Annotated in this window: 16 protein-coding genes; 5 read left to right on the top strand and 11 right to left on the bottom strand. The window is 57.7% G+C overall.

Annotated elements, in window-relative coordinates; genetic code table 11:
• Positions 1-158 precede the first annotated feature (158 nt).
• On the bottom strand, positions 159-1214 hold the full coding sequence (locus NB063_RS09695) for an SMC-Scp complex subunit ScpB (protein WP_250928529.1): 1056 nt from the start codon (positions 1212-1214) through the stop codon (positions 159-161).
• Positions 1211-1789, bottom strand: a complete 579-nt coding sequence (locus NB063_RS09700; RefSeq protein ID WP_322975104.1) for a sigma-70 family RNA polymerase sigma factor — start codon at positions 1787-1789, stop codon at positions 1211-1213. The genes NB063_RS09695 and NB063_RS09700 overlap by 4 nt, the downstream gene beginning before the upstream one ends.
• A gap of 232 nt (positions 1790-2021) precedes the next feature.
• On the opposite strand from NB063_RS09700, the gene ruvB reads away from it, so the two are divergent.
• A complete protein-coding gene (ruvB, locus tag NB063_RS09705; protein WP_250928531.1) occupies positions 2022-3137 on the top strand; it encodes a Holliday junction branch migration DNA helicase RuvB in 1116 nt (371 codons plus the stop codon).
• A 79-nt stretch (positions 3138-3216) separates the two neighbouring features.
• Here the strand turns inward: ruvB and rph are convergent, their stop codons facing one another.
• The 3 genes from rph to purE form a co-directional block, all read right to left on the bottom strand.
• Complete coding sequence (gene rph / locus NB063_RS09710; RefSeq protein WP_250928532.1) at positions 3217-3969, bottom strand: ribonuclease PH; 753 nt, start codon at positions 3967-3969, stop codon at positions 3217-3219.
• 107 nt (positions 3970-4076) lie between these two features.
• Positions 4077-5234: a 5-(carboxyamino)imidazole ribonucleotide synthase gene (locus NB063_RS09715; RefSeq protein ID WP_250928533.1), complete on the bottom strand. Its 1158-nt coding sequence runs from the start codon at positions 5232-5234 to the stop codon at positions 4077-4079.
• A gap of 83 nt (positions 5235-5317) precedes the next feature.
• Positions 5318-5785 (bottom strand): 5-(carboxyamino)imidazole ribonucleotide mutase, encoded by a 468-nt coding sequence (purE, locus tag NB063_RS09720; RefSeq protein ID WP_250928605.1) that lies wholly within the window; start codon positions 5783-5785, stop codon positions 5318-5320.
• Between the two features lie 218 nt (positions 5786-6003).
• On the opposite strand from purE, the gene NB063_RS09725 reads away from it, so the two are divergent.
• Positions 6004-6564, top strand: a complete 561-nt coding sequence (locus NB063_RS09725; RefSeq protein WP_250928534.1) for a GrpB family protein — start codon at positions 6004-6006, stop codon at positions 6562-6564.
• 98 nt (positions 6565-6662) lie between these two features.
• On the opposite strand, the gene NB063_RS09730 is transcribed toward NB063_RS09725, so the two are convergent.
• Positions 6663-8078 (bottom strand): tetratricopeptide repeat protein, encoded by a 1416-nt coding sequence (locus tag NB063_RS09730; RefSeq protein ID WP_250928535.1) that lies wholly within the window; start codon positions 8076-8078, stop codon positions 6663-6665.
• 168 nt (positions 8079-8246) lie between these two features.
• The gene (locus NB063_RS09735) at positions 8247-8504 is read right to left on the bottom strand and encodes a hypothetical protein (protein WP_250928536.1); all 258 of its coding nucleotides are present in this window, start codon (positions 8502-8504) and stop codon (positions 8247-8249) included.
• Between NB063_RS09735 and NB063_RS09740 the strand changes: the two genes are divergently transcribed.
• The 3 genes from NB063_RS09740 (at position 8503) to NB063_RS09750 (ending at position 12744) form a co-directional block, all read left to right on the top strand.
• On the top strand, positions 8503-10191 hold the full coding sequence (locus NB063_RS09740; protein WP_250928606.1) for a ferredoxin: 1689 nt from the start codon (positions 8503-8505) through the stop codon (positions 10189-10191). The two genes, NB063_RS09735 and NB063_RS09740, sit on opposite strands and share 2 nt — an antisense overlap.
• Positions 10192-10593: 402 nt before the next feature.
• A complete protein-coding gene (locus NB063_RS09745) occupies positions 10594-12255 on the top strand; it encodes a DUF1559 domain-containing protein (protein WP_250928537.1) in 1662 nt (553 codons plus the stop codon).
• A 243-nt stretch (positions 12256-12498) separates the two neighbouring features.
• Positions 12499-12744 carry a BON domain-containing protein gene (locus tag NB063_RS09750; RefSeq protein ID WP_250928538.1) on the top strand — a complete coding sequence of 82 codons (246 nt, stop codon included), beginning with the start codon at positions 12499-12501 and terminating at the stop codon, positions 12742-12744.
• Positions 12745-12997: 253 nt separating this feature from the next.
• Here NB063_RS09750 and NB063_RS09755 read toward each other — a convergent pair whose 3' ends face one another.
• From NB063_RS09755 to NB063_RS09770, 4 genes are all read right to left on the bottom strand, one after another.
• Complete coding sequence (locus NB063_RS09755) at positions 12998-15007, bottom strand: c-type cytochrome domain-containing protein (RefSeq protein WP_250928539.1); 2010 nt, start codon at positions 15005-15007, stop codon at positions 12998-13000.
• A 10-nt stretch (positions 15008-15017) separates the two neighbouring features.
• The gene (locus tag NB063_RS09760; protein ID WP_250928607.1) at positions 15018-17450 is read right to left on the bottom strand and encodes a DUF1549 and DUF1553 domain-containing protein; all 2433 of its coding nucleotides are present in this window, start codon (positions 17448-17450) and stop codon (positions 15018-15020) included.
• A 131-nt stretch (positions 17451-17581) separates the two neighbouring features.
• Positions 17582-20068: a PPC domain-containing protein gene (locus tag NB063_RS09765; RefSeq protein WP_250928540.1), complete on the bottom strand. Its 2487-nt coding sequence runs from the start codon at positions 20066-20068 to the stop codon at positions 17582-17584.
• Positions 20069-20083: 15 nt separating this feature from the next.
• Positions 20084-21403: a DUF1501 domain-containing protein gene (locus NB063_RS09770; RefSeq protein WP_250928541.1), complete on the bottom strand. Its 1320-nt coding sequence runs from the start codon at positions 21401-21403 to the stop codon at positions 20084-20086.
• Positions 21404-21475: the final 72 nt, after the last annotated feature.

Here is a 21475-nt window from a genome sequence, read left to right on the forward strand (position 1 = left end):
ACGGCGCGAGCCGTCCGGTATCGCGGGACCGGACGGCTCGCGCCGTTCCGCTATAAACATTCTTGCAGTAGCCACCGTCGCCAGACGGTGGACCAAGTTCTGGCGAACCTAGCGACCTCTCAGGAGCGTGTCGTTTCCGATAATGCTCTGAGAGGTTGTTACTCCAGGTGCACTTCTTCGACCTGAGGAAGGTCCTCGAGCGATTCCAGGCCGAGCAAGACGAGCAATCTTTCGGCGGGGTAGAACTTCGACACCAATTTGGGTTTTGGAGGCTTTTTGCCAGCTTTGGGGGCTGCCTCAGGGGTTTCGGCTTCATCACTTGCCGTCGCGGTTTTGGACGTCTCCGGTGCCACTTCGGGCTCACGCCGCATTTCGATCAGGCGGCGACGGACCATTTGGTTGAGTAGCGGACCGCTGTCGCGTCCACGTTTGTCGGTGCACTGCGGCGCGGTGATCCCGGGTTGATACGCGACCAGTGAGAGGACTTCGATCGCACCCTGGCTGAGCCGCGTTTCGCGGACTTTGCCTGTGAAAACATGCCGCATCGATTCCACTTCCGGGGCGACCACGATTCGGTATCCCGATTCGTCTTGCGCGATGCGGATGCCCTGGCGATGAGCTTTGTAGGACGCGTTGAGCGAGTCGATGATCTCGACCACTTCTTCGGGTGTCATGCCTCTCATGATCGAGGCCAATCGGGCCGCGGTGATGCCGTTGCTGTTGGGGTTTCCGACAAACAACGCGGCTTCAATGATCGCTTCGGGGGTGGCGGTGCTCTCGGGCTCCTCGTCGCCTTCGGACGGGACCGGGGCCGATTGCTGGTCGACGTTTTCGGCTTCGTCTGATTCCGTCTCGTTGGGCTCGTTAGCTTGCGCCGCGATCAAGTGCTCCCGCTGCAAGACCTCGCCGATTTCGATCGCGTCGCCGCCGTCCTCGGAGTCGGATCTGGCGACAATGTGCTTGTAGGCTGCCCCGAGTTCTTCAAGTGAGAATGCGTCCTCGTCGTCATCGAACTCGTTCTCGGGTTCGTCGTCGAAGTCGTCCCCCTGATGGTTTTCCTCCGCCAGTTCGGAGGTTTCGGGTTCGGTTTCCTCGAGCCGGGCAGAGTCGTCTGTTCGTGCGGAGCCCTCCTCGGTTCGCTCGGATTCGTCGAGATGTCCGGAATCCGGATCCGAGTTTTCGTTGGGAACGTCTTGGTTGTCCGGTTGGGTCACGATGCACCGCCTCCCATCGGTTTGTGCTGCGACGCTTCCCAGTCGGCGCGAAGTTGTTTCATGCCGCGGTGCAGCAGACCGGCGACTGCACCGGTGGTTTTTCCTAATGCTTCGGCGACTTCGACTAATTTTAATCCTTCGAGGTAGTGCAATTCGATTGCTTGACGCTGTCCGTCGGGGAGGCGTTCGACGGCGGCGGCTAGGGCCGTCACGTTTTCCCCGACGATCGCGACTTGGCTCGGCGTGGCCTGGTCCGCGACGAGCAGTCCTTCGAGCCGCATCGACGATTGAGCGAGTTTCTGTTCGATGGACCGCTCGCGTCGTACGTCGCGTTTATCGCGGTGCAGGTCGCGGTCGAGGTGGCAGATTTGACGAACGAGGATCTGCCTGAGCCACGCCCGCAGCTCGGCTTCTGTGCCGCCGCGAAATTGCCCGATTGCGCCGACGGCGTGCAGCATGGCTTGCTGGACGATGTCAGAGGTGCCGATTTTGGCCCGGTAGGCGGCCCGCATGTGGGTCCGGGCGAGCATCTTCAAGTAGGGCTCGTAGCGGGCGATCCACTGCGGATCGGACATGTCCGCACATGCCCGCTCAGACTGCGTTTCGTCAGCACTGTCCACGGGGAGCGGCTGATCCGATGGGGATTCCGACATGTTCCTATCACTCACAATAATGGCAATTTACCTCGCATTCTCGCGCGAGAATACAGCCGTGCCAGGGAAGTGAACTACCAACGATGGCGGCTCGACCGCTACAGTAACCGAAGCAGAACGCACTGATTTGAGAGATCGCTCGACGGAATCCACGATGGCACGTGAAGCAATTTACCAACAATCCGACCCAGAACGGCGCGGCAATGCGCTCGATAACCACGGTCCGTCACCCATCGGGTCCCAATCAAAAGGGCCGCCGGGGAAACCGCCAAAGGGCGCTCCCGCAGCGAGTAGTGACCAGCCCGCACCGCGCGGCGAGACCGACGTCAAATTGCGGCCTCATCGGATGGATGAGATGGTCGGGCAACGCGACGTGATCGAACGTTTGAAGATCGCGATCGACGCGGCCCAGTCACGGGGCGAGCCGCTCGGGCACATCCTGTTTGATGGTCCTCCCGGGCTGGGCAAGACAACGTTCGCGACCGTCATTCCCGCCGAAATGAACACGACGGTCCAAATGGCCAACGGTGCCGGACTTCGCGCTCCCAAAGATCTGCTGCCCTACCTGACGAATGTTTCCGAAGGGTCGGTGCTGTTTATCGACGAAATTCACCGCGTTCCCAAGGCGGTCGAGGAGTATCTCTACACCGCCATGGAAGACTACCGCATCGACGTGGTCTTGGGTGACGGCGTCAACGCCCGAACCTTGAACCTCCAGCTCAAACCGTTCACGCTCATCGGGGCGACCACCCGCGCCGGAATGCTGAGTGCTCCGCTGCGTGATCGTTTTCAAATTCGCGAGCACCTCGGCTGGTACACGCGTGAAGAGCTTTCGGAGATCGTTCACCGCAACTCGAAGAAACTGTCGATCAAAGTCGACGATCTGTCCGCCGGAGTCATCGCGGACCGCTCTCGTAGCACGCCACGACTGGCCAACAATCGTCTGCTGTGGGTGCGTGATTACGCGCAGAGCAAAGCGAACGGAAAAGTTAACCAGGAGATCACTCGGGCCGCGCTCGACATGATCGGGATCGACGCCCTCGGGCTCGACAAGCAGGACCGCAACTATCTCGACACGTTAATGCGAGTGTTCTTGGGTGGCCCCGCGGGGCTCGATGCGATCGCTCACACGATGAACGTCAGTGGCGACACGCTCGAGGACGAAGTCGAGCCGTTCCTGCTACGCAGCGAACTGTTGGTGCGGACTCGCCGGGGACGGTTAGCGACGCCCGGTGCCTACGAGCATATGCGGCGACCGATGCCGGACTGAGTGAGTGTGCAATAACATCCTCTGCTCCTTATGGGAAATCGCGGATGATTGCCGCGATGGATGTTGCGTCATGAGCCGCTTAACGGACCGCTTCTTTTTGTAATTCGGTCAGTTCGCGGATGCCTTTCTTGGCGAGGCTGAGCATGCGAGCGAGCTGTTCGTCGTCGAACGTTGCCTCTTCGCCAGTGCCTTGAATTTCGATGAAGCGACCGTCTCCAGTCATCACGACATTCATGTCGACGTCAGCGGCGGAGTCGAGCACGTAGTCGAGATCCAAGACGACGTCGCCGTTGACCACGCCGACACTGACCGCCGCGACACTGCGTGGCAAGACGTCGGCGACGACCACCGGTTTGGCTTCGGGATCAGGGTCTGGGTTGGCGGCGAGGTCGGCCACGGCGAGCGAAAGTGCAATGAATCCGCCCGTGATGGATGCGGTGCGTGTTCCGCCGTCGGCCTGCAAGACGTCGCAATCGACCGTGATCGATCGTTCGCCGAGTGCTTCCAAGTTGGTAACCGCTCGCAAACTGCGCCCAATCAATCGCTGGATTTCGGTCGTGCGGCCGTCGACTTTCCCGCCCCGGTCACGGCGTTTCCGAGGGCTCGTGCTGCCGGGTAGCATGTTGTACTCGGCGGTGACCCAGCCTTTGCCGCGGCCAGCCATCCACGGTGGGACGCTGTGTTCGACCGATGCCGTGCACAACACAATCGTCTTGCCGCTGCGATACAGCACGCTCGCCGGATTGGATTCCAGATAGCCGCGTTGGATTTGCACTTCCCGCAGCGTGTCGTGAGGACGGGAAGATGCGTCGGCGGAGATGGGGATACTCATTCAGACGGTCGTTCTATTGAAAAGGGACAATGATTATCGAATTGCTGGTTGTCGCAACGATGGTCGCGACAACCAATCACTCAGTTTGGATTGTTCGGGCGATGGAACTACGCGAGTGCGTTGCGGGCCCGGTGCAAGCGTTCGGTGATCTCATCAAGTGACGAGCCGACCGCTGTCATGTGCCCCATCTTTCGTCCCGGCCGCGCGGCGTGTTTGCCGTACAGGTGCAGCGAAACACCATCAACGGACAACGCGGCGGGCCAGTTCGGTTGTTCTCCGTTAGCACCCCACCAATCGCCGAGCAGATTGATCATCGCGGCGGCGGGTGTGATCATTGCCGTGTCCCCGAGAGGCAGGCCGCAGATCGCGCGGACGTGCTGTTCGAATTGGCTCGTGCGGCACGCTTCGATCGTAACGTGACCCGAGTTGTGAGGCCGTGGCGCGACTTCGTTGATGTAGATTTGCTGCTCACCATCGACGTTTTGGATAAACATCTCGACGCACAGCAGACCGACGACATCCAAACAACGGGTCGCTTCCATCGCGATCTCGCGAGCCCTGGCCTGCGTTTGCGATGTGATCGCCGCTGGCAGCGTCGTCAGGTCGAGAATGTGATTGCGATGGCCATTTTCAAAGACCGGGAACGTCGTCGAGACGCCATCGGCGCGGCGCGACACCACGACGGAAACCTCACGTTCAAAATCAATCATCGCTTCGGCGATCCATTCCCCGCCGGCCTGCCAATCGACCGCCTCGGCGTCAGCGGCGTTGTTCAAGCGGTGTTGGCCTTTGCCGTCGTAGCCGCTTCGCTGGGTTTTGACGATCACAGGCCAACCAAACTGTTCCGCTGCCTGACAGGCCTGTTCCGCATTGGTGACCGGTGCGAACGGCGTGACGGGCAATCCGGCGTCGCGGAGCGTTGATTTTTCCCGCAGTCGATCTTGAGCCGTCGCGAGCACGGAGGCATCGGGAAAAGTGGGGGCGTGACGACCGCAGGCGGCAATGGTTTCGGCCGGGATGTTTTCAAACTCGAGCGTGATCACGTCGCAGCGGCGGGCGAAAATTTCGATCGCCGAATGATCTTCGAGGGGGCCGCAAACTGTGAAGGATGCGACGTCGGCGGCCGGTTCGTCGCTGCTGCCGCAAAACACCCCGACCCGATATCCGAGTTTGGCGGCGGCGATGGCGAACATTCGGCCGAGTTGGCCGCCGCCGACCATTCCGATTGTGGAACCCGGCATGATGGGGCTGATAGTCGAATTCATAAAACGCGGGCCTTCCGTCGAGAACGCTAAACAGAAACGTCAGAGTGAAACGTTGATCAACGAGTTGATGTGAACGCAAAAAGTCAGATATCGCTCAGGTCAGCACTGGCGATCACGTCGTCGTGCTGTTGCCGGACGAACGCTTCGACGCGTTTCGCCAACGCATCGTCGGTCATGGCGAGCATGCGGGCGGCGAGAATCCCGGCGTTTTTGGCGCCCGCTTTTCCGATCGCCATCGTTGCAACTGGGATGCCACCGGGCATCTGAACAATCGACAGGAGCGAATCGAGTCCCTGCAGAGCACGGCTTTGGATCGGCACCCCAATCACCGGAAGGATCGTTTCGGAGGCCACCATGCCCGGCAAATGGGCGGCGCCGCCGGCTCCCGCGATGATGATCCGCAACCCGCGATCACGCGCCGTTTGAGCGTACTGAAACATCCGCTCCGGCGTCCGGTGGGCGGAAACCACCGATTTTTCAAACGGGATTTCAAACTGAGCGAGGATCTCGCACGCCGCCGACATCGTTTCCCAATCGTTACGGCTGCCCATGATCACACCGACCAAGGCGTCACTTTGGGGGAAGGCTGAGGACGTGGTGGTTTCGGTCGAAGTCACTGGCGATGGTGTTGGTTGAAAGGAGGGGAAATGACAGGCGTCGGCGACTCGGTCGCGTTCACCGGTGCCCTGGGGTTATAACCGAGACGGGCGATCATCGAAATCAGCCCCTAGAGTTCAATTTTCAATCGGTTCGCGGAGGTCGGCACGCTTTGACACAACCTCATTGGCGGGGCACGGATTTCAACGACGACGGCGAGCCCGGCCGCGTTCGCCTGATGCACCACGATGCGAGATGGCGGCAAGAGTTCGAGCAGACTCGCAGTAGTATCCTGCAATGCTGTGAGGGCCGTGTCGTTGCCGTCGAACATATCGGCTCCACCGCGATCAGCGGGATCATCGCCAGGCCGATCGTCGATGCCATCGCGGTCGTCGCCGATCCGGTCGATTTATCGGAATCGGCCGAGTTGATCGAAGGGTTGAACTTCCTTCGCGTCGAAATGCCCGAATGGGCAAAACTCGGTGGCGGCGGTCAGGTTGCCTTGCAAAAACCTCGCCACGGCGAGATCACGCATCGGATTTATGCCGTCACTCAGGGGTCACCATTATTGCGACAGACCACCCGGCTGCGTGATTATCTGCGATCGAATCCCGACGTGGCGATCAGTTTTGAGGAAGCCAAAGTCGAGGCTTGGCGGGATTGCGAAGGAGATCCCGACGCGTATGCCGACGCGATGGCGGTCGTGTTTGCGGATCTGTATCCGCCCGCCTGAACGCGGGCGATCTAAGCAGGTCTGCAGGAGTCATCTGGCGAAACTGCCGCGAANNATTGTCGTTATACCGAATCACTTCTATGTGCCTGCTTACCGATTCACTCCGATTCCGCGTCGGCTTTGGCATTCCTTTTAGCCTCTTGCTCGAGCTTCTCGACTGCGTCGCGGATGGCGGCCTCGTTCTTCTTTTCTGCCTCAGCGGCAGCGGCTGCCTCGGCGGCTTCTTCTTCAACTTGTTCCGCGGCGACGGGGTCGGCGATGTACGGTTTCTCGTTTCGGTATCGAGTCAGCATTTTTTCGGCAAACTCTTTGACATCCGCCGGTGCGATCTCAACCACCTTTTCTTGCCAACCGACGGCGTCTTTGAAATTGCCCGCAGCAGCGTGGGCGGCCGCCAGGGCTGAGAGATCCCCGATGTTCCCGTATGCGTTGATCTCGCACGCTTTCTCAGCCGATTCGATGGCCGCCTTCGGGTCACGCAACGATTTGTCGTCCGTCGTGGCGAGCAGCCAAGCCCGGTTCTGGTGAGCGAGCGCGTAGTTGGGAGCCAATTCGATCGCGCGGTCATAGTCTTCCAACGCGGCCGCGGTTTTGCCGAGTTGGTAACGGTTGTAGCCTCGGTTGTTCCAAGCGACCGGATCCTCGTCGTTCATTTCCAAAGCGGCTGAAAAGTCGGCAGCGGCGGCGGCGAATTCGCGTTGTTGGAATCGGATGTAACCGCGTCCCATGATCGCGGCGACGTCTTCGGCATTGGCGTCGACGATTTTGTCGAAGTCGGCGATCGCTTTTTCCAGCTGGCCGGCCGCCTTGTAGGCGATCGCACGTTGCCGCAATAACGCGGCGTTGTTTTTGCGAACGTCGAGCGCGGCGGTGTAGTCGCGAATCGCTTTTTCGTACTCGCCCTGCCCCATGTGAACGGCCGCGCGGTTGATCAGCGGTGTGACGTCGTCGGGATCGATTTCGAGTGCTTTGTCGTAGTCGGAGATCGCGGCTTGGTGTTCGCCTCGCGCGGCCAGAAACAGTCCGCGGCTGCTGTAGGCGTGTGCCGCTGTGTAACCTTTTTCGATCGCGGTATTGAAATCGGCAAGCGCCTCGTCCTGTTTGCCGAGTGCCCACCAAGCGGAGGCACGGAGGGTGTAGTAGCGTCCTTCGTCAGGGAATTCCTCGATCAGTTCGGTATAAATTGATGTCGATTCCGCCAGCTCCACCGCGTTGACTTTGTCGACGGCTCCGCGCGTCCCATCGTGCGTGACGATGACGTAGTCGTCACCACGGTCCTCCACCACGGTCAGTAAATCTCCTTTCGCGATCACGTCCACCACTTCGTCGCCGGTGGCGAATTTCATCTCAACCCGGGCGACGACGGGCTGCCCCGGGCTGGCTGCCAGAGCCAAACCCGAGCTGAAAAACGTGATCGCCAGCGCGGCGAGTCGGCACCCGAAAGCGACAGGTGGACAAATGTGTTTGTCCCCGAGGGGCGGGTTTGAGTTCGATAGGAAGAGGCTGCTTAACATCCGGTGACTTTCGGGCGAGATCGACAAAGGTTCTTCAAATGAGACTCCGGACGAATTGGAACCGTTTACAGAGGGCTTTTGAAGTCCGTTGGAGCGGGAATCGAAACGTTTTTTAACCTTCGGCGCATCCCAGGCAGCTGACCAACACCCGAGGGCGATCTGCGGGTTCTAGGTCATTTTTCCGCATCCTGCAGATTGTTCGGGCTCTGACGATTGCGTTAGTATGGGCAAACCGCGACACTTTTGACGGTTGGTTGTTTTGCGCAAAAAGTGACGATTGAAGATTGAACGGGCGGTGGTTCCGTTTAGTCTTGTTTCCTGGTGGTTGGGGGGGATGCCATCGCCCGGAATATCGGTCCTTTTTCCCGCGGTTGCCATTTCGGCTGTTACTAAATTTTCTTTGAGGAACACTCCAGTGAAATCCATGTCCTATTTCCTGGGTATCGCGACCGCGATGCTCGCTTCTTACGCGACAACCGCGGCGGCCCGTTGTCAACCATGTGGTGGTTGTTCCGACCCATGTGGCAGTTCGCCAACCGTTGTCAGCACAGGATGCGGCGGAGCGGTTGGTTGCGGTCAAGGCTACGTCGTGCCGTCGGGCTACAGCTACGGTTCGAGCGTCAGTTACGGATCGTCCGTTTCGGTCAGTAGCGTGCCCACGACGCAAACGTTGTGCGAGCCGACGACCGCGTATCGCGTGGTGATGAAGCCGACCTACGTCACCGAAACACGCCCCGTGGCGGTGCAGGAAATGCGTCCCGAAACGCAATACCGCACCAAGACCGTTTACACCACGGTCCCGGTTACCGAGGAAAACTATCGCACCAAAGTGACCAACGTATCGAAGACCGATACCAAAACGATCACCTACACCGTGCTTGTTCCGACAAAGAGCGAGAAGACCGTCAACGTGACCGAAACGGTTCCTCAATGGTCGGAAGTTCCTGAAGAGTACACGGTTCGCGTACCCACCCTCGTCGATGTCCCCGAAGAGTACACCGTCAAGGTGCCACGCCTTCGCGACGAAACCTTCACCTACACCGTGAACGTTCCTTATCCCGTAACGACCCAAAAGACCCGGACGGTTGTCAACGCCGTTCCTGTCACCAAAACCCGGACGATCCAAGTCGACGTTCCGAAAACCGAAATGAAAACGGTCACGAAGGATTACGGCCACTGGGAAGAGCAAATCGTTGAAGTGCCCGCCGCTCCTGTGGCGACCAATGTCGTTTACGCCAGCGGTTGTGGCACCAGTCATAGCAGCGGATGTCGTTGCGGTGGTTGCCGATCGGCCTGCGGCGGTTGTGTCACCGTTTCGGCATGTGGCGGTTGCGGCGGCGGTAGCTACGGCGGATGCGGCGGCAGCGTCAGCTACTCGGCTCCTGCAGCAACCAACTGTGCCCCCACCACGACGACCAAACGCGTCTGGGTTCCCAACGTGACGACCGAAACGGTTGCCGTGACGACCAACACCAAAGAATCGCAAGTCGTGAGCTATACCGTGTACGAACAAGAATCGACTCAGATTCCGTATGAGTGCACCACGATCGCTTACCGTCCGGAAACCCGTACGGGCAGCAAACAGGTCGTCGAATATGTCGACGAGCCACGCACCCGCACTCGCAAAGTCGTTCAGTACAACGAAGAAACTCGCACCCGCATGCGTAAGACTTTGACGTACAACACGATCACCAAGACCGAAACGATTCCTTACGTCACCTACTCCACCGAAGAACGCACGAAGGAAATCAGCTACACGTACAACGTGCCTGAGTACACCGTCGAGCCTTACCAAACGACCCGCTACGAGCGAGTCGCGGAAGAGCAAATCGAAGAGTACGTGGTCAACGTCCCTCACACGGTGATCAAAGAGCAAACCGTCCAAGTTTGCAAAATGGTTCCGACGTTGGTGGAAGAGACCATCAATCCTTGCTGCAGCGGTTCGTCGACCGGCATCATCAGCGGTGGTGTCATCAGCACCGGCCCTTCGGTCATGCAAGGCGGCTGCGGTTCACCCGTGTACTCGGCTCCAGTGATGTCGACGCCCGTGCTCAACAGTGGTTGTGGCGGATGTGGTGCTCCCGTGAGTGCCTCGCCCTGCCATGGTTGCTAGCACGCGGTCACGGTGCTTCAAGTCGTCCTCGTTTTGAGATGATGACAACTGAGACGATTGAAACTTGACCGATTGAATCTTCTCCTGGCGGCAGACTCCGCTCTGTCGCTCGCTCGGACTTCTCGGCCAAGCCGTCAAGTTTAGCTCTACATCTATCTTTGCTATCGCCAGATGCTGAACTGCTAACAAACGATACCGCCGTTGCCTTCGGGTCGCGGCGGTTTTTTATTGGCGTGATTTTCGTTGGCGTTGTCTCTTTCTTGTAGCCACCGTCGCCAGACGGTGGAACAAGTTCTATCGAGCCCCGCTGTGCCCCCCGGCTTTTCCAAATGCACTAGACTGGGCGATACGGGGGGATCAAACCCTCCGGCTACTCCCACGACCAGTCCTCCGGAGGAAATGATGACCCGACCTCGAACTGTGATTTCGGTAGGTGCACTGACGCTCGCGCTGACGACTCTGATCGCGTTTCCGTTATCGCACCGTGCTGCCGCTCAAGAGCCTGCCACGGTAACGACCCCCATCACCCGATACGTTCCCGACGACGCATTGGCGACGATGATTTTGTCGCCGTCATCCTGGTTTGAGAACCCGATGATTGAGATGTTCCCCATCGAAATCCTGCGGGTGCAAATGAGTGAACAGTTCGGCATCGATCCGTTTGACATCGATGAAGTGAAGATGGTGGTTGCGCTCGATCCCCAAACCATGCAGCCGCTCGTGGGCGTCGTCATCTCGCTCTCTGCGGCGCCTGACTATGCACTTCTGCGTGAGGCGATTGATGCCGCCGCGGATCCGGTGCAGATCGATGGGCATGAGGCTTATGTCATCGATGGGCCGCCAGGAAGCGTGATATCGCAGATCGACGAGCAGACGCTCTTCGTCGGTACCGCGAATTACATGCGACCGATGTTGAATGCCGAAAACGGCACCGGTGAATTGCCATCTTTGTTGCAGACGATGACGCACCAGTCAGGGCTCACCATCGCGATGGTGACCGAGCAGGTCCGCCCGATTCTGAGCGGCGTTGCGATGCAGGGTGCCGGGAATCTCGCGCCCGATCTTCAACCGCTCGCGCAAATCCCCGGTCTCACCGATGCGATCAAGGTCCATGTCGATTTTGGTGAGGGGTCAGGCGCCTTGCGGCTCGCGTTGGTGGGCACCGACGAGGTCGCCGCCCAGCGAATCGAGTCGATCCTAATTGATTCGATCGTCGCAGCCCGCGTGTTGGCAATTGCAGAAATCAACCGCAGTCTGGCGAACTCGGATCAATCCCAGGCGATGCGCGAAGCCACGGATCGCTACGCCAACCGCATGGCCGACATGATCACCAAGAATCTGAAGCCGACGTTGCGCGGCGATGAGGTGGCGATTGAGGTCGAATCGAGCGTGAGCGTGGCGACGACCGGTGTCTTGGTCGGATTGTTGTTGCCGGCTGTTCAAGCAGCACGTCAAGCGGCTCGACGCATGAGTAGTTCCAACAACATCAAACAGATCATGCTGGCGATGCATAATTACCACTCGGCCTACAGACAATTGCCCAAATCAGCGATCACGGATGACGATGGCAAACCTCTGCTGAGTTGGCGGGTTGCGATTTTGCCATTTATCGAAGAGCAAGCGCTTTATCAGAAGTTTCATCTCGACGAACCTTGGGATAGCGAGCACAACCTTCCGCTGGCCAAAGAGCTGCCCGCGGTTTACCAGTCACCGGGCGTTACGCTCGGACCTGGGATGACCGTCATGCAGGCGGTGGTCGGCGAAGACATGGGCATGCGGCCCCTTGAGAAAACGGCGTTCCGCGATTTCCTCGATGGTTTGAGTAATTCGGCCTTAATCCTCGAAGTGAATGCCGAAGCCGCGGTGATCTGGTCGAAGCCTGAGGACATTGAGATCGACAAAGCGAATCCCCTGCAACATCTGGGCAAATTGAGGGAAGGCGGATTCCATATCGGTATGGCGGACGGCGCGGTAAGGTTTTTCACAAACAGTACCGGCCCTGAATTCTTCCTGCGTCTCCTGACCCGTGCTGGAAAAGAAACGATCGACCACGACCAGTGGTGATTCCCGAAAGAATGTTCCCGAGAGTTCTCGCCGTGTCGCCTTTTTGTCAGTTTTCTACAACGGCTGGTAAAGAGTCGGCACGGCATATGCATCTTTAACTTCGTTATCGACAGGTGAGATCAGTTTGATCTTGGCAGATGAACCTCGCAATTTGTGAGGTTTTTTGTGTCACAAATCACGCCCGTTTTCCGCTATTCACATATAGACGGAACCATCCACCTTCAGCCCACAACGAGTTTTACGATGGATACTTCGAACGAAAATAGCAGCCGCGCAGGCCGTACTTTAAAACGAATTCAATCGATGCTCCGCGTTCACGAGCGACTCGGGGCTTATGCAGCACGTCTGCAAATCAAGGTTGAAAACACGGCGGTCATTCTTAGCGGTACGTTGCCCAATCAAGAACTGCGAAGCGAACTGGTGCCGACGATCCGTCGTGCCGGGGTGCTTTGGCAAGTGAAAAACCGAGTCGACGTCGCCGCGTCGTAAGTCGACACTTTGAATCGCAACGCAGAACAATTGTTTGTTCCCCTGGGGTGCTTTGCCAGCGGAGAAGTCGAAACAATTGTTCTGCCCTCTCGGTTGATGTGAATCGACTCCAACGAGCCACCCCCATCAATCGTGGACTTAGAAGTTCTGACCGATCATTATGCGAACCGGCTGAATCGGCACCAGCGAGCGACAATAGGTCGCTCGAAGAACTTCGATCTTGAAGCAATCCGTACGAACGAAGTGCGGTTGCTTATTGAATCGCGGCAACGAGTTGCTGCTTCTTACGCTCTTGTTCGCTCATCTGAGCGGCGACCGCGTCGTGGGCCTGCTTGGCTTGCTCCCACGCTTTCTGTGCGGCATCGACGCCAGCTTTCTTTTGAACGACGATTGCCTCGGCTGGTTTGATCTTAGCCGCTAGTTCCGCCGTCCGGTTTTTCTCTTTGTCGGCCTCTGCTAATCGGCTGACTGAGTCGCGTCGGGTTTGTGCGATTTGTGACAACAGATTGGCTAGGTTCGATTCCACCGCGGCGACGATCTCGATCTTGGCCGCGTCAGGGGCATCACCCAGCGACAACCTCGCGGCGATCACTCTGTCGTGCTGATCTCGCGAGCTGGTGATCAAGGCTGGTAGTTTTTCAGACAACTGTTTTGATTGCTCACGCAGCGAAACCTCGGTCGCTTTGCTTTGCTCAACCGCCGCGATGCTGGCTTTGTGCGCCGCCTCCGCGTCGTTGAGTGCTTTCACCGCCGCGTCGAGTTTTGTTTTCATCTCCTGTTGGGATTTGGACAACGGTTCGAGCTGCGTGCGGATGGACGCGAGTGTTTGTTCGACGGCTTTCAATCGTTCGGCCGCGGGTGGAGGATTGGCGGCCAGTGGTGTTGTCACCGGTGGGTCGGCGATGGTCGTGATCTGAACCGTTCCGGTCCAATCGCCATACGCGACGCGGGTTGAATCGTGCGTGATCGCAGCTTCGAGTGCCGCTTCGGGCGTCGGTGGGAACTCTTTGATCTTGTTACCCGACGCGTCCCAAAGTCGAACCTTCCGATCCTTCGAGGCGGTGACGAGTTGGCCTTTGTGATCGAAGCGGACTGCCATCACGGCGCCGCCTCCGACGTTGATCGACTTGATTGCTTTGCCGGCGATCATGTCCCACAATTTTACAGTTCCGTCATCACTTGCGCTGGCGAGCACGTTGGAGTCGTCACGCCACGAGATTGAGTTGATGGCACCTTTGTGATCCGTCAGATCGAGGAATTGTCGTCCCGTAGCGGCCTCCCAGACGACTAACCCGCCGCTGCGATCTCCCGATGCCACCAAGACGCCATCGGGGCTGAACGCGACCGCGTAAATCCAGTCGGTGTGCTTCTTCAGGTCGAACAACAGAGCGCCATCGGTGGCGTCAAAGATTCGCAGCATCTTTTGCGGGCCACCGAGCGCGATTCGCGACATCGTATCGTTACAGTCGGCATCAAAGACGACGTCGTATTCATCGCCGACCGTCGCGACCCGCGATCCGGTTTCAATCTCATACACCGCCGCGATTCCACGCACACTGTGTTCACCGCCGCCCGCGATCAGGTAGCGGCCATCACGGCTGAATCGCAGCGATTGGGGGATTCCTTCTTCAAACGGAAGAATGCCTAGCAGTTCGGCGGTATCGGCGTGGTACAGCACGATCTGTTTTTGACCGGCTACGGCAATCAGCGGAGCCCAGGGGCTGGCACCGATCGCAGTGACTGCGGAGGCTCGCTCGGTGACGACCGGAACTTTTTGAGGAAGGGTTTTAGGCATCGGCGGTGGCCCTTCCGGCTTGCCCGTCGAAGGGGCCGCAAACGCCAAGGCGTTTTTCTTCTTTGCTTTGGCTTGGCTGCCTGAATTTTCGAGGATGCCACCTTCGATCCATGCTTTCAAGATCGCCAACTGTTCGGCAGGGATCTTGGGCTGTTCAGGCGGCATGACCGGCGTGTCATCGTGGTTGACGAGTTGCCACAACCGACTGGCGTCCACATCGCCATCGTCATAAACGACTTCACCACTACCGCCGCCTTCCATCAGCGCGCCGTAGGAATCAATCGCCAATCCACCACGTTTGTCACTTTGGTTGTGACAGGTCATGCAGTGTTGTCTAAAAATCGGCTTGACGTCGTCTTCATAGGTCACCTTCGCGGGGCTGCCTTCGGCGGCGGTCGCGAGCGTTGTCGATGCGCCGAGGAAGGACAGGCCGAGTGAAGCGGCCGCAATCAATCGAATGGAATTCATGGAGTATGGCTCAGTGATTGAATACAAATTCGCGACCGTTGAGCACGGCCCAAAACACGTCCTCGAAAATCTGTTGGGCGTCGGCGTTTTCTTCCGCCAACATCGCCAAGACTTCGTCTCGTTCGGCTTGGTCAGGCATTCGGCTCAGCGAACGGAGATAGATCCGATCGAGAATCTGGTCATGAGTCAATTTTTCCTGAGTGAGCCATTTCTTGATCACGTTTCCAGAACTGATCTTATTCGAAACGGTATCCCCGTTGAGCAAATGCAATGCTTGGGACAGCGAGGGATCCGTTGTCGCTTCACAATCACAAACGGTTGTCCGTGGTGATCGTCCGAACGTGTTCAGGAAGTAATTCGAAACCGCACCGTCGGCGATCTGCACGGCGCGACTTCCTAGAGGCAATCCGCTGAACTTTTCGTTCGACTCGGTTACCTGGCAGATGCAATCGAGAAGGCTTTCAGCAGGGATTCGTCGAATCACCGCGTGGGCGTAATTGCGTGTGTCGTGCGCGTTCGTTTCGTTGGTCTGACAACTACGCTCGTAGGCACGGCTGACGCAGATGTCTCGCACTAATTTGCGGAAGTCGTAGTTGTATTCGATCAGCTTTTCGCCGAGTTTATCGAGCAGTTCCGGGTTGGTGGCCGGATTGCTGACGCGGAAATCATCGACTTGATCGACGATGCCCACACCCATGTAGTGTGCCCAAACTCGGTTTGCGATACTGGTTGCGAAGAACGGATTCTCCGGCGAGACCAACCAATCCGCCAACAGGACGCGTCGGTCCTTGCCACGTGTTTCGGGTGCGGGACCACCGAGCAGCTTCGGAGCCACGTTTTGACCGGTCACCGGGTGCTTGGTCTCACCGCTGAACCGGTTGTACACGATCTGTTCACGATAGTCTTCGGCTTGTTTTCGTCCGACTTGGGCAAAGAATGCGGCGAAGCCATAGTAGTCGTCCATGGTCCAGCGATCGAAGGGATGGTTGTGGCATTGAGCACACTGCGTACGGATCCCCATGAAAACTTGAGCGACGTTTTCGGAGGTCTTTAGCGTGTCCCGCTCGATTTGATAGAAATTGGTGGCGGGTTCCCCAAACGTTCCACCGGTGCTCGTCAGGAGATCGTGCACCATCTCGTTGATCGGGACGTTTCGTGCGAATTGGTCGATCAACCAGTTTGCGTACAGAAGTGCCGATTTCTTGCTGACCGTGTTGCTGCTTTTGATCATCAGCAATTGCGCGAATTTCATCGCCCAAATCTCGCTGAATTCTTTTTTAGCGAGTAACTGATCCACCAACGCTTCCCGTTTGTCCGCCGCGGGGTCCGCGATAAATCGGAGGACTTCCTCTTCGGTCGGCAGCAGGCCTGTCACGTCGATGGTCAGACGACGAATGAACTCTTCATCGGTGCACGGAGGGCTCGGCAAAATCCGCAATTGTTGCAGTTTCTTATCAACGAGTTCATCGACGTAGTTGCTCGGCTGCGACTTGGGCGGCGTGTATTTCAAACCCGCGGGAAGCGTGAGGATTTGGCTGCCGACGGTGTGCGTGTCAAAGCGAGCCATCACGAATGCTTCGCCACGTGAGTCCGCCGTCACGACACCGTCCTGTTCGATCGCAGCGACGGAGGAGTTATTGGTTGAGAACGCCGCGAGGCGACTGAGGTCTCGCGTGGTACCGTCAGCGTACGTTGCGACCGTAACCATTCGCTGTAGCGCCCCCTCACCTTCGAGAACTGCTTGCTCAGGATAGATCGCTACCGACTCAACCGCGGGCGGCATGGCATCGGCAGGATCGTTTTTTGCGCCCGCCTGCAACCAACGATGCAGCGTCGCGTAGTAGTCGCTGTCGACGTCAAACAGTTTTCCGCCGGTGTGAGGGACCGCGCCAATCGCCTTCTTCAAAAACAGGCTTTCGGCGGGTAACGCGAGGTTGATGCGACGAACTCCGATCTCACGAGTGATGCGCTGGTAATCACCTTGAGGGTCAAAGCCGAACAGGCTTAGGCGGAAACCGTCTTTGCCTCGTGCGGCGCCGTGACACGAACCCGTGTTGCAGCCTGATCGCGTGAGTACCGGCATCACGTCTTTGATGAAACTGATTGGCGGGATCGTGGCCGCCTTTTCGACTTTGACGGGAACCCGCACCAGGCCGCCGTCGTATCGGGCCGCCAGCACGGTTTCGCCGTCGGCAAGCGGGCGTAGGATGTGACCGTCAATTTTCGCGAGCGATTCGTTCTCGACCGTCCAGCGGACGCGATCAGTGACGTCCAACGTGACGCCGTCGTCTCGTCGCAGCACCGCAACGAAGGATTGGAAATCGGACCCGGAATTGAGCGAAATGGTTTCGGGGTAGACGTCCAATTGGATCTTCTTGCGAGGATCCGGTTGAGAAACGCTGGCATCGGGCGACGCCGCTATTGCGGATCGCGAGAGGACCATACACGCCACCAATGCGGATACGTAGATCAGCACCCAAAACACAGTTTGGCGGGTTGTGTGGCTAGCCAATCTGGGATGGGCGATCGGACTCGGGACAGGTCGATGTCCGGCAACGACACGGCTAGATCGGATCATGAGGATTCCTTTTCTTGGCGAAGCTGTTCGAGTCGGCTGAGCGGTTTGGGCGGAGCGTCGGTTTTGGGTTTGGGTTTCGGTTTCTTCTCGGGTGCCGCTGCGGGGTCTTTCTTGACGACCGGCTTGTCCACTCGGATCTCTCCGGTGCCATCGGTTTGAACCATCGTTTCTCCGTCGCGGCTAATCCGAGTTTGGACATTGAGCGTCTTGTGGACACCCGTCTTGGCATCGGCAGCGATCTTGAGGGGAAACGTTACCGAGGTGCTTTCGAGCGTTACCTTCTGCACGGGAGCCTCACAGGTCACGCCGTTGGGGAGGCCGACCAGTTGAACTTCCATTTCGCCTTCGATGTCACGAATCTTTTCCATCGTGACCATCAATTGTGTTTCACCTCCCGTTTCGGCTGCGGCGCGGGGGAACTTGTAGTTAAAGACGGCGTTTTCGACGTCGAGCATGATCGGTGCTGATGCAACGGTTTGCGTGCCGAGTTTGGTGCCGTAGCTGACCTGCATCACCAACGGCCACGTTCCCATCGCCGCGTTCGCGTTGGCGGTGATCGGAATGGTCACTTCGTTTTGACCTTTGTCGATCTTGCGACTGTTGTTGACCCCGACACCCGGAGGGTTGTAGAGCGTCTTGAGATACACCGCGTTCTCAAATCCCTCGTTGCGTTTAATTCGTACCAACAGTTCTTTGCTGCCACGGCGGAGCACCGGAGTTTTGGGTTGAACCAACTCGATTGAAAACGGCATCGCCTCGCAAACGGCCATCACCGCTTTGGGGGTCGAGTGTTCAAGCATGGCACGGCGGTTTTGGCCGAGGACAATCTTGTGGTGTTGTTGCAAATCGGCGGTGAGCACTTGATCGCCTTGTTGGCCTCGGCCGATGACGTCAAAGAATGTTCCCGCCAGCGATGCGTCGGCGGAAGCGGTGAGCACGACCGGGATTTCGATTCGTCCAGGAGGAATCGGGAACGTTTGAACCGTGACGCCTTCAGGCACGCCGTCTAGTTCCAAGGCGATCTCGCCGTTGTATTGATCCCGTTTGGCTTGCACCATCATCGCGCCATGACCTCCGATCGGGACGGGAACCACCATCGCTTCGTCGCGACGAAGTTCCTTCAAATCGAGGCTAAAGCTCGGCTCGAGACGGCTGACTTCGATCAAGTAGTTGTGCAGCGGGCTACCGCCACGCAAGTGATCGTAGATGCGGATCGTATGTTTCGAGTCGCTCGCGGCGGTGAAGTCGAAAGATCCGTCAAGTTTGCCGCCGATGTCGTCGCTGCTTTTGAGCGTCTTGCCGCTGGCATCGAAAACGTTCATCACACCATCAAGGGGCGAGCGAAGTGTTTCGCGTGCATACAGTTGGACCCGGAATTTCTCGTTCTTTTTGCATTCGAACGTGAAACAATCGAAATCACCTGGTTCCCCGATCACCCCGGACAATAAAGCGGGCACCGAACATTCGGGCGCTTTGCGGTGATCGTTGTTGGGTTCCACTTCGTTCACGATCGGCAGGTTGCCAACGCGAATCCAATTTGGCGATGGTGAGATCCCAGATTTGTCTTCCGTGATCACCGGGTAAGGTTGCGTCGGTGTTCCGCGGCTGTTTTCAGGGTTGATGAAATCTGTTGGTAGTTGGACCGATGCGTCGGTGATCGTGCCGTCGATATCGATGAGTTTTGCTTTCAGCAATTCACCCTGAACACCGCCGGAGGGAATGATGGTCGTGGGTCGCGGAAACGAACCGACGTGCAGCCGATATCGGCAGATGTTTCTTTGGCCGAGGAAGGAACTGTCTCGAACCAAAACCGTGTACTGGCCATCCTCTTCGGGAGTAAACGAACAGATGCCGTCTTGTTGAAACAGGAGCGAGTCGTCGCTCACCGCGACCTCAAAACGTTTGTCATCAAGGATGGCGATGTATGGATCGAGGATGTCACGATTGGAGAGGCTCCATCGGTGACGCATCCCTTCGATTTCAACCGTCAGTTTCTGTCCCGCTTTAAGTGAGACGCGAAAGTGATCGACATCCTCACGGTCGACATTCCCTTCGACGGTACAGTCCATCGGGATTTCTTGTGGTGTAGCAAAGTCGTTGTTCGGTTCGACTTCTTCGACAATCGGCATCGTTCCCACGCTTAGAAAACGCAGGTTCGTGATTCCGCTCGCGGTCACCACACGAAACGAATACATCCCCGGTTGCAAAGTCGCTTCGGTTTTGACTTTGAGTTCGATCGATTTGTTGTCGATCGGTTTGCACTCGATGACCTCGACACCGGGCTGATCAAAGAGAACTTCCCGAGCGTCAGAGAGTTGGTTTCCATGTAAGACGACAGTGGCTTCACCGCCACGTGTCACGCCGAGAGGTTGGTGATGGGTGACGACCGGGAACGCCGCCATCGCCGCCTGTCCAAAACAGATCGACAGGACGGCGGTCGCAATGTATCGCCGAAACATCAGGCTGTGGGAGATCGATCGCATCTGAGAAACTCCTGCTTAGCTGATGATGTTCTGAATAACCTTGCCGCCGTCGACAATTTCAATGGGTCGGGCACCGGGTGCCATCAGTTCTTTGTCCGCGACGATCCCCAGCAGGTGATACATCGTGGTCGCCAAATCTGCTGGCGAAACCGGATCGGAATCCGGTTCGGTCGCGGTCGAATCGGACGCACCATGGATCACGCCGCCCTTGATACCGCCCCCGGCCAACATCACGCTGAAAACCTTCGGCCAGTGATCGCGACCGGCGTCGTTGTTGACTTTGGGGGTGCGGCCGAATTCGCTACTGACCATCACCAACGTTTCATCGAGCATCCCGCGTTCGCTCAAGTCTTGCAGCAATACCGAGAGCCCTTGGTCCAATGCGGGCATCTGGCCGTTGATTCCGTTGGTGATGTTGGTGTGCATGTCCCAACTGCCGTAAGTCAGCGTCACCAATCGAGCACCGGCTTCGACCAACCTGCGGGCCATCAGCATTCTCGCCCCGGCCTGGTTGCGGCCGTAGCGGTCTCGCATCTTGGCGTCTTCCTTGGACAGGTCGAACGCCTCTTTTGCCGCGGGAGTGTCCAGCAAATCGTAGGCACGCTCGTAGAACGTGTTCATCGCGGAAACGTTGTCCGCCGCGGTCGCCGAAACGAACCGTTGGTTGATCTTATCCAGTACGGTTTTGCGCCGAACGAATCGGTCGGGGCCGACGCCGCCTGCGAGGTTCAAGTCGCGGACTTTAAAATCGTCGCGTGCCGGATCCGCTCCCAATGCGAATCCGCCGTAGCTGCTCGGCAGGTATCCGGTGCCGGCATACTCATTGGGCACGTTGGGAATGCAGATGTATGCAGGCAGATTGTTGCGAGGCCCGTATTCGTGACTGACGACGGCACCGAAACTCGGGTACTGCAACGCCGGGCTTGGCTTGTAACCCGTGAACATGTTGTGTGTCCCTCGTTCATGAGCCGCTTCGCCGTGCGACATCGATCGGATCACACAATACTTATCTGCCTGTTTCGCCAGTTTTGGCATCGAGTTGCAGATCACCTCACCCGTGTTCGTTTTGGTCGTGCCGAGTTCGCCTCGATACTCCAAGGGGCTGTAAGGTTTGGGGTCCCACGACTCCTGCTGCGCCATACCGCCCGGAAGGTAAATATGGATGACACTTTTCGCTCGGGCTTTGATGAACTCGTACTGTTTGAGTTCAGCGGCTGCTCGCCTCATTAAAAAATCGGGGAGTGAAAGACCGAGCCCGCCAGCGGCACCAGCCATTAAAAAACCGCGACGTCCAAAAAGACCCGATTGGGTCAATGGATTTCCTTGACACATCATCGTTGTCGGCTCCTAACAAGAGCGAAGGGAAGTCTCCATCTGCACCCATGCATGCCGGATCGGATCCGCAAG

It is taken from the genome of Aporhodopirellula aestuarii (assembly GCF_023701485.1).
GTDB lineage: Bacteria > Planctomycetota > Planctomycetia > Pirellulales > Pirellulaceae > Rhodopirellula > Rhodopirellula aestuarii.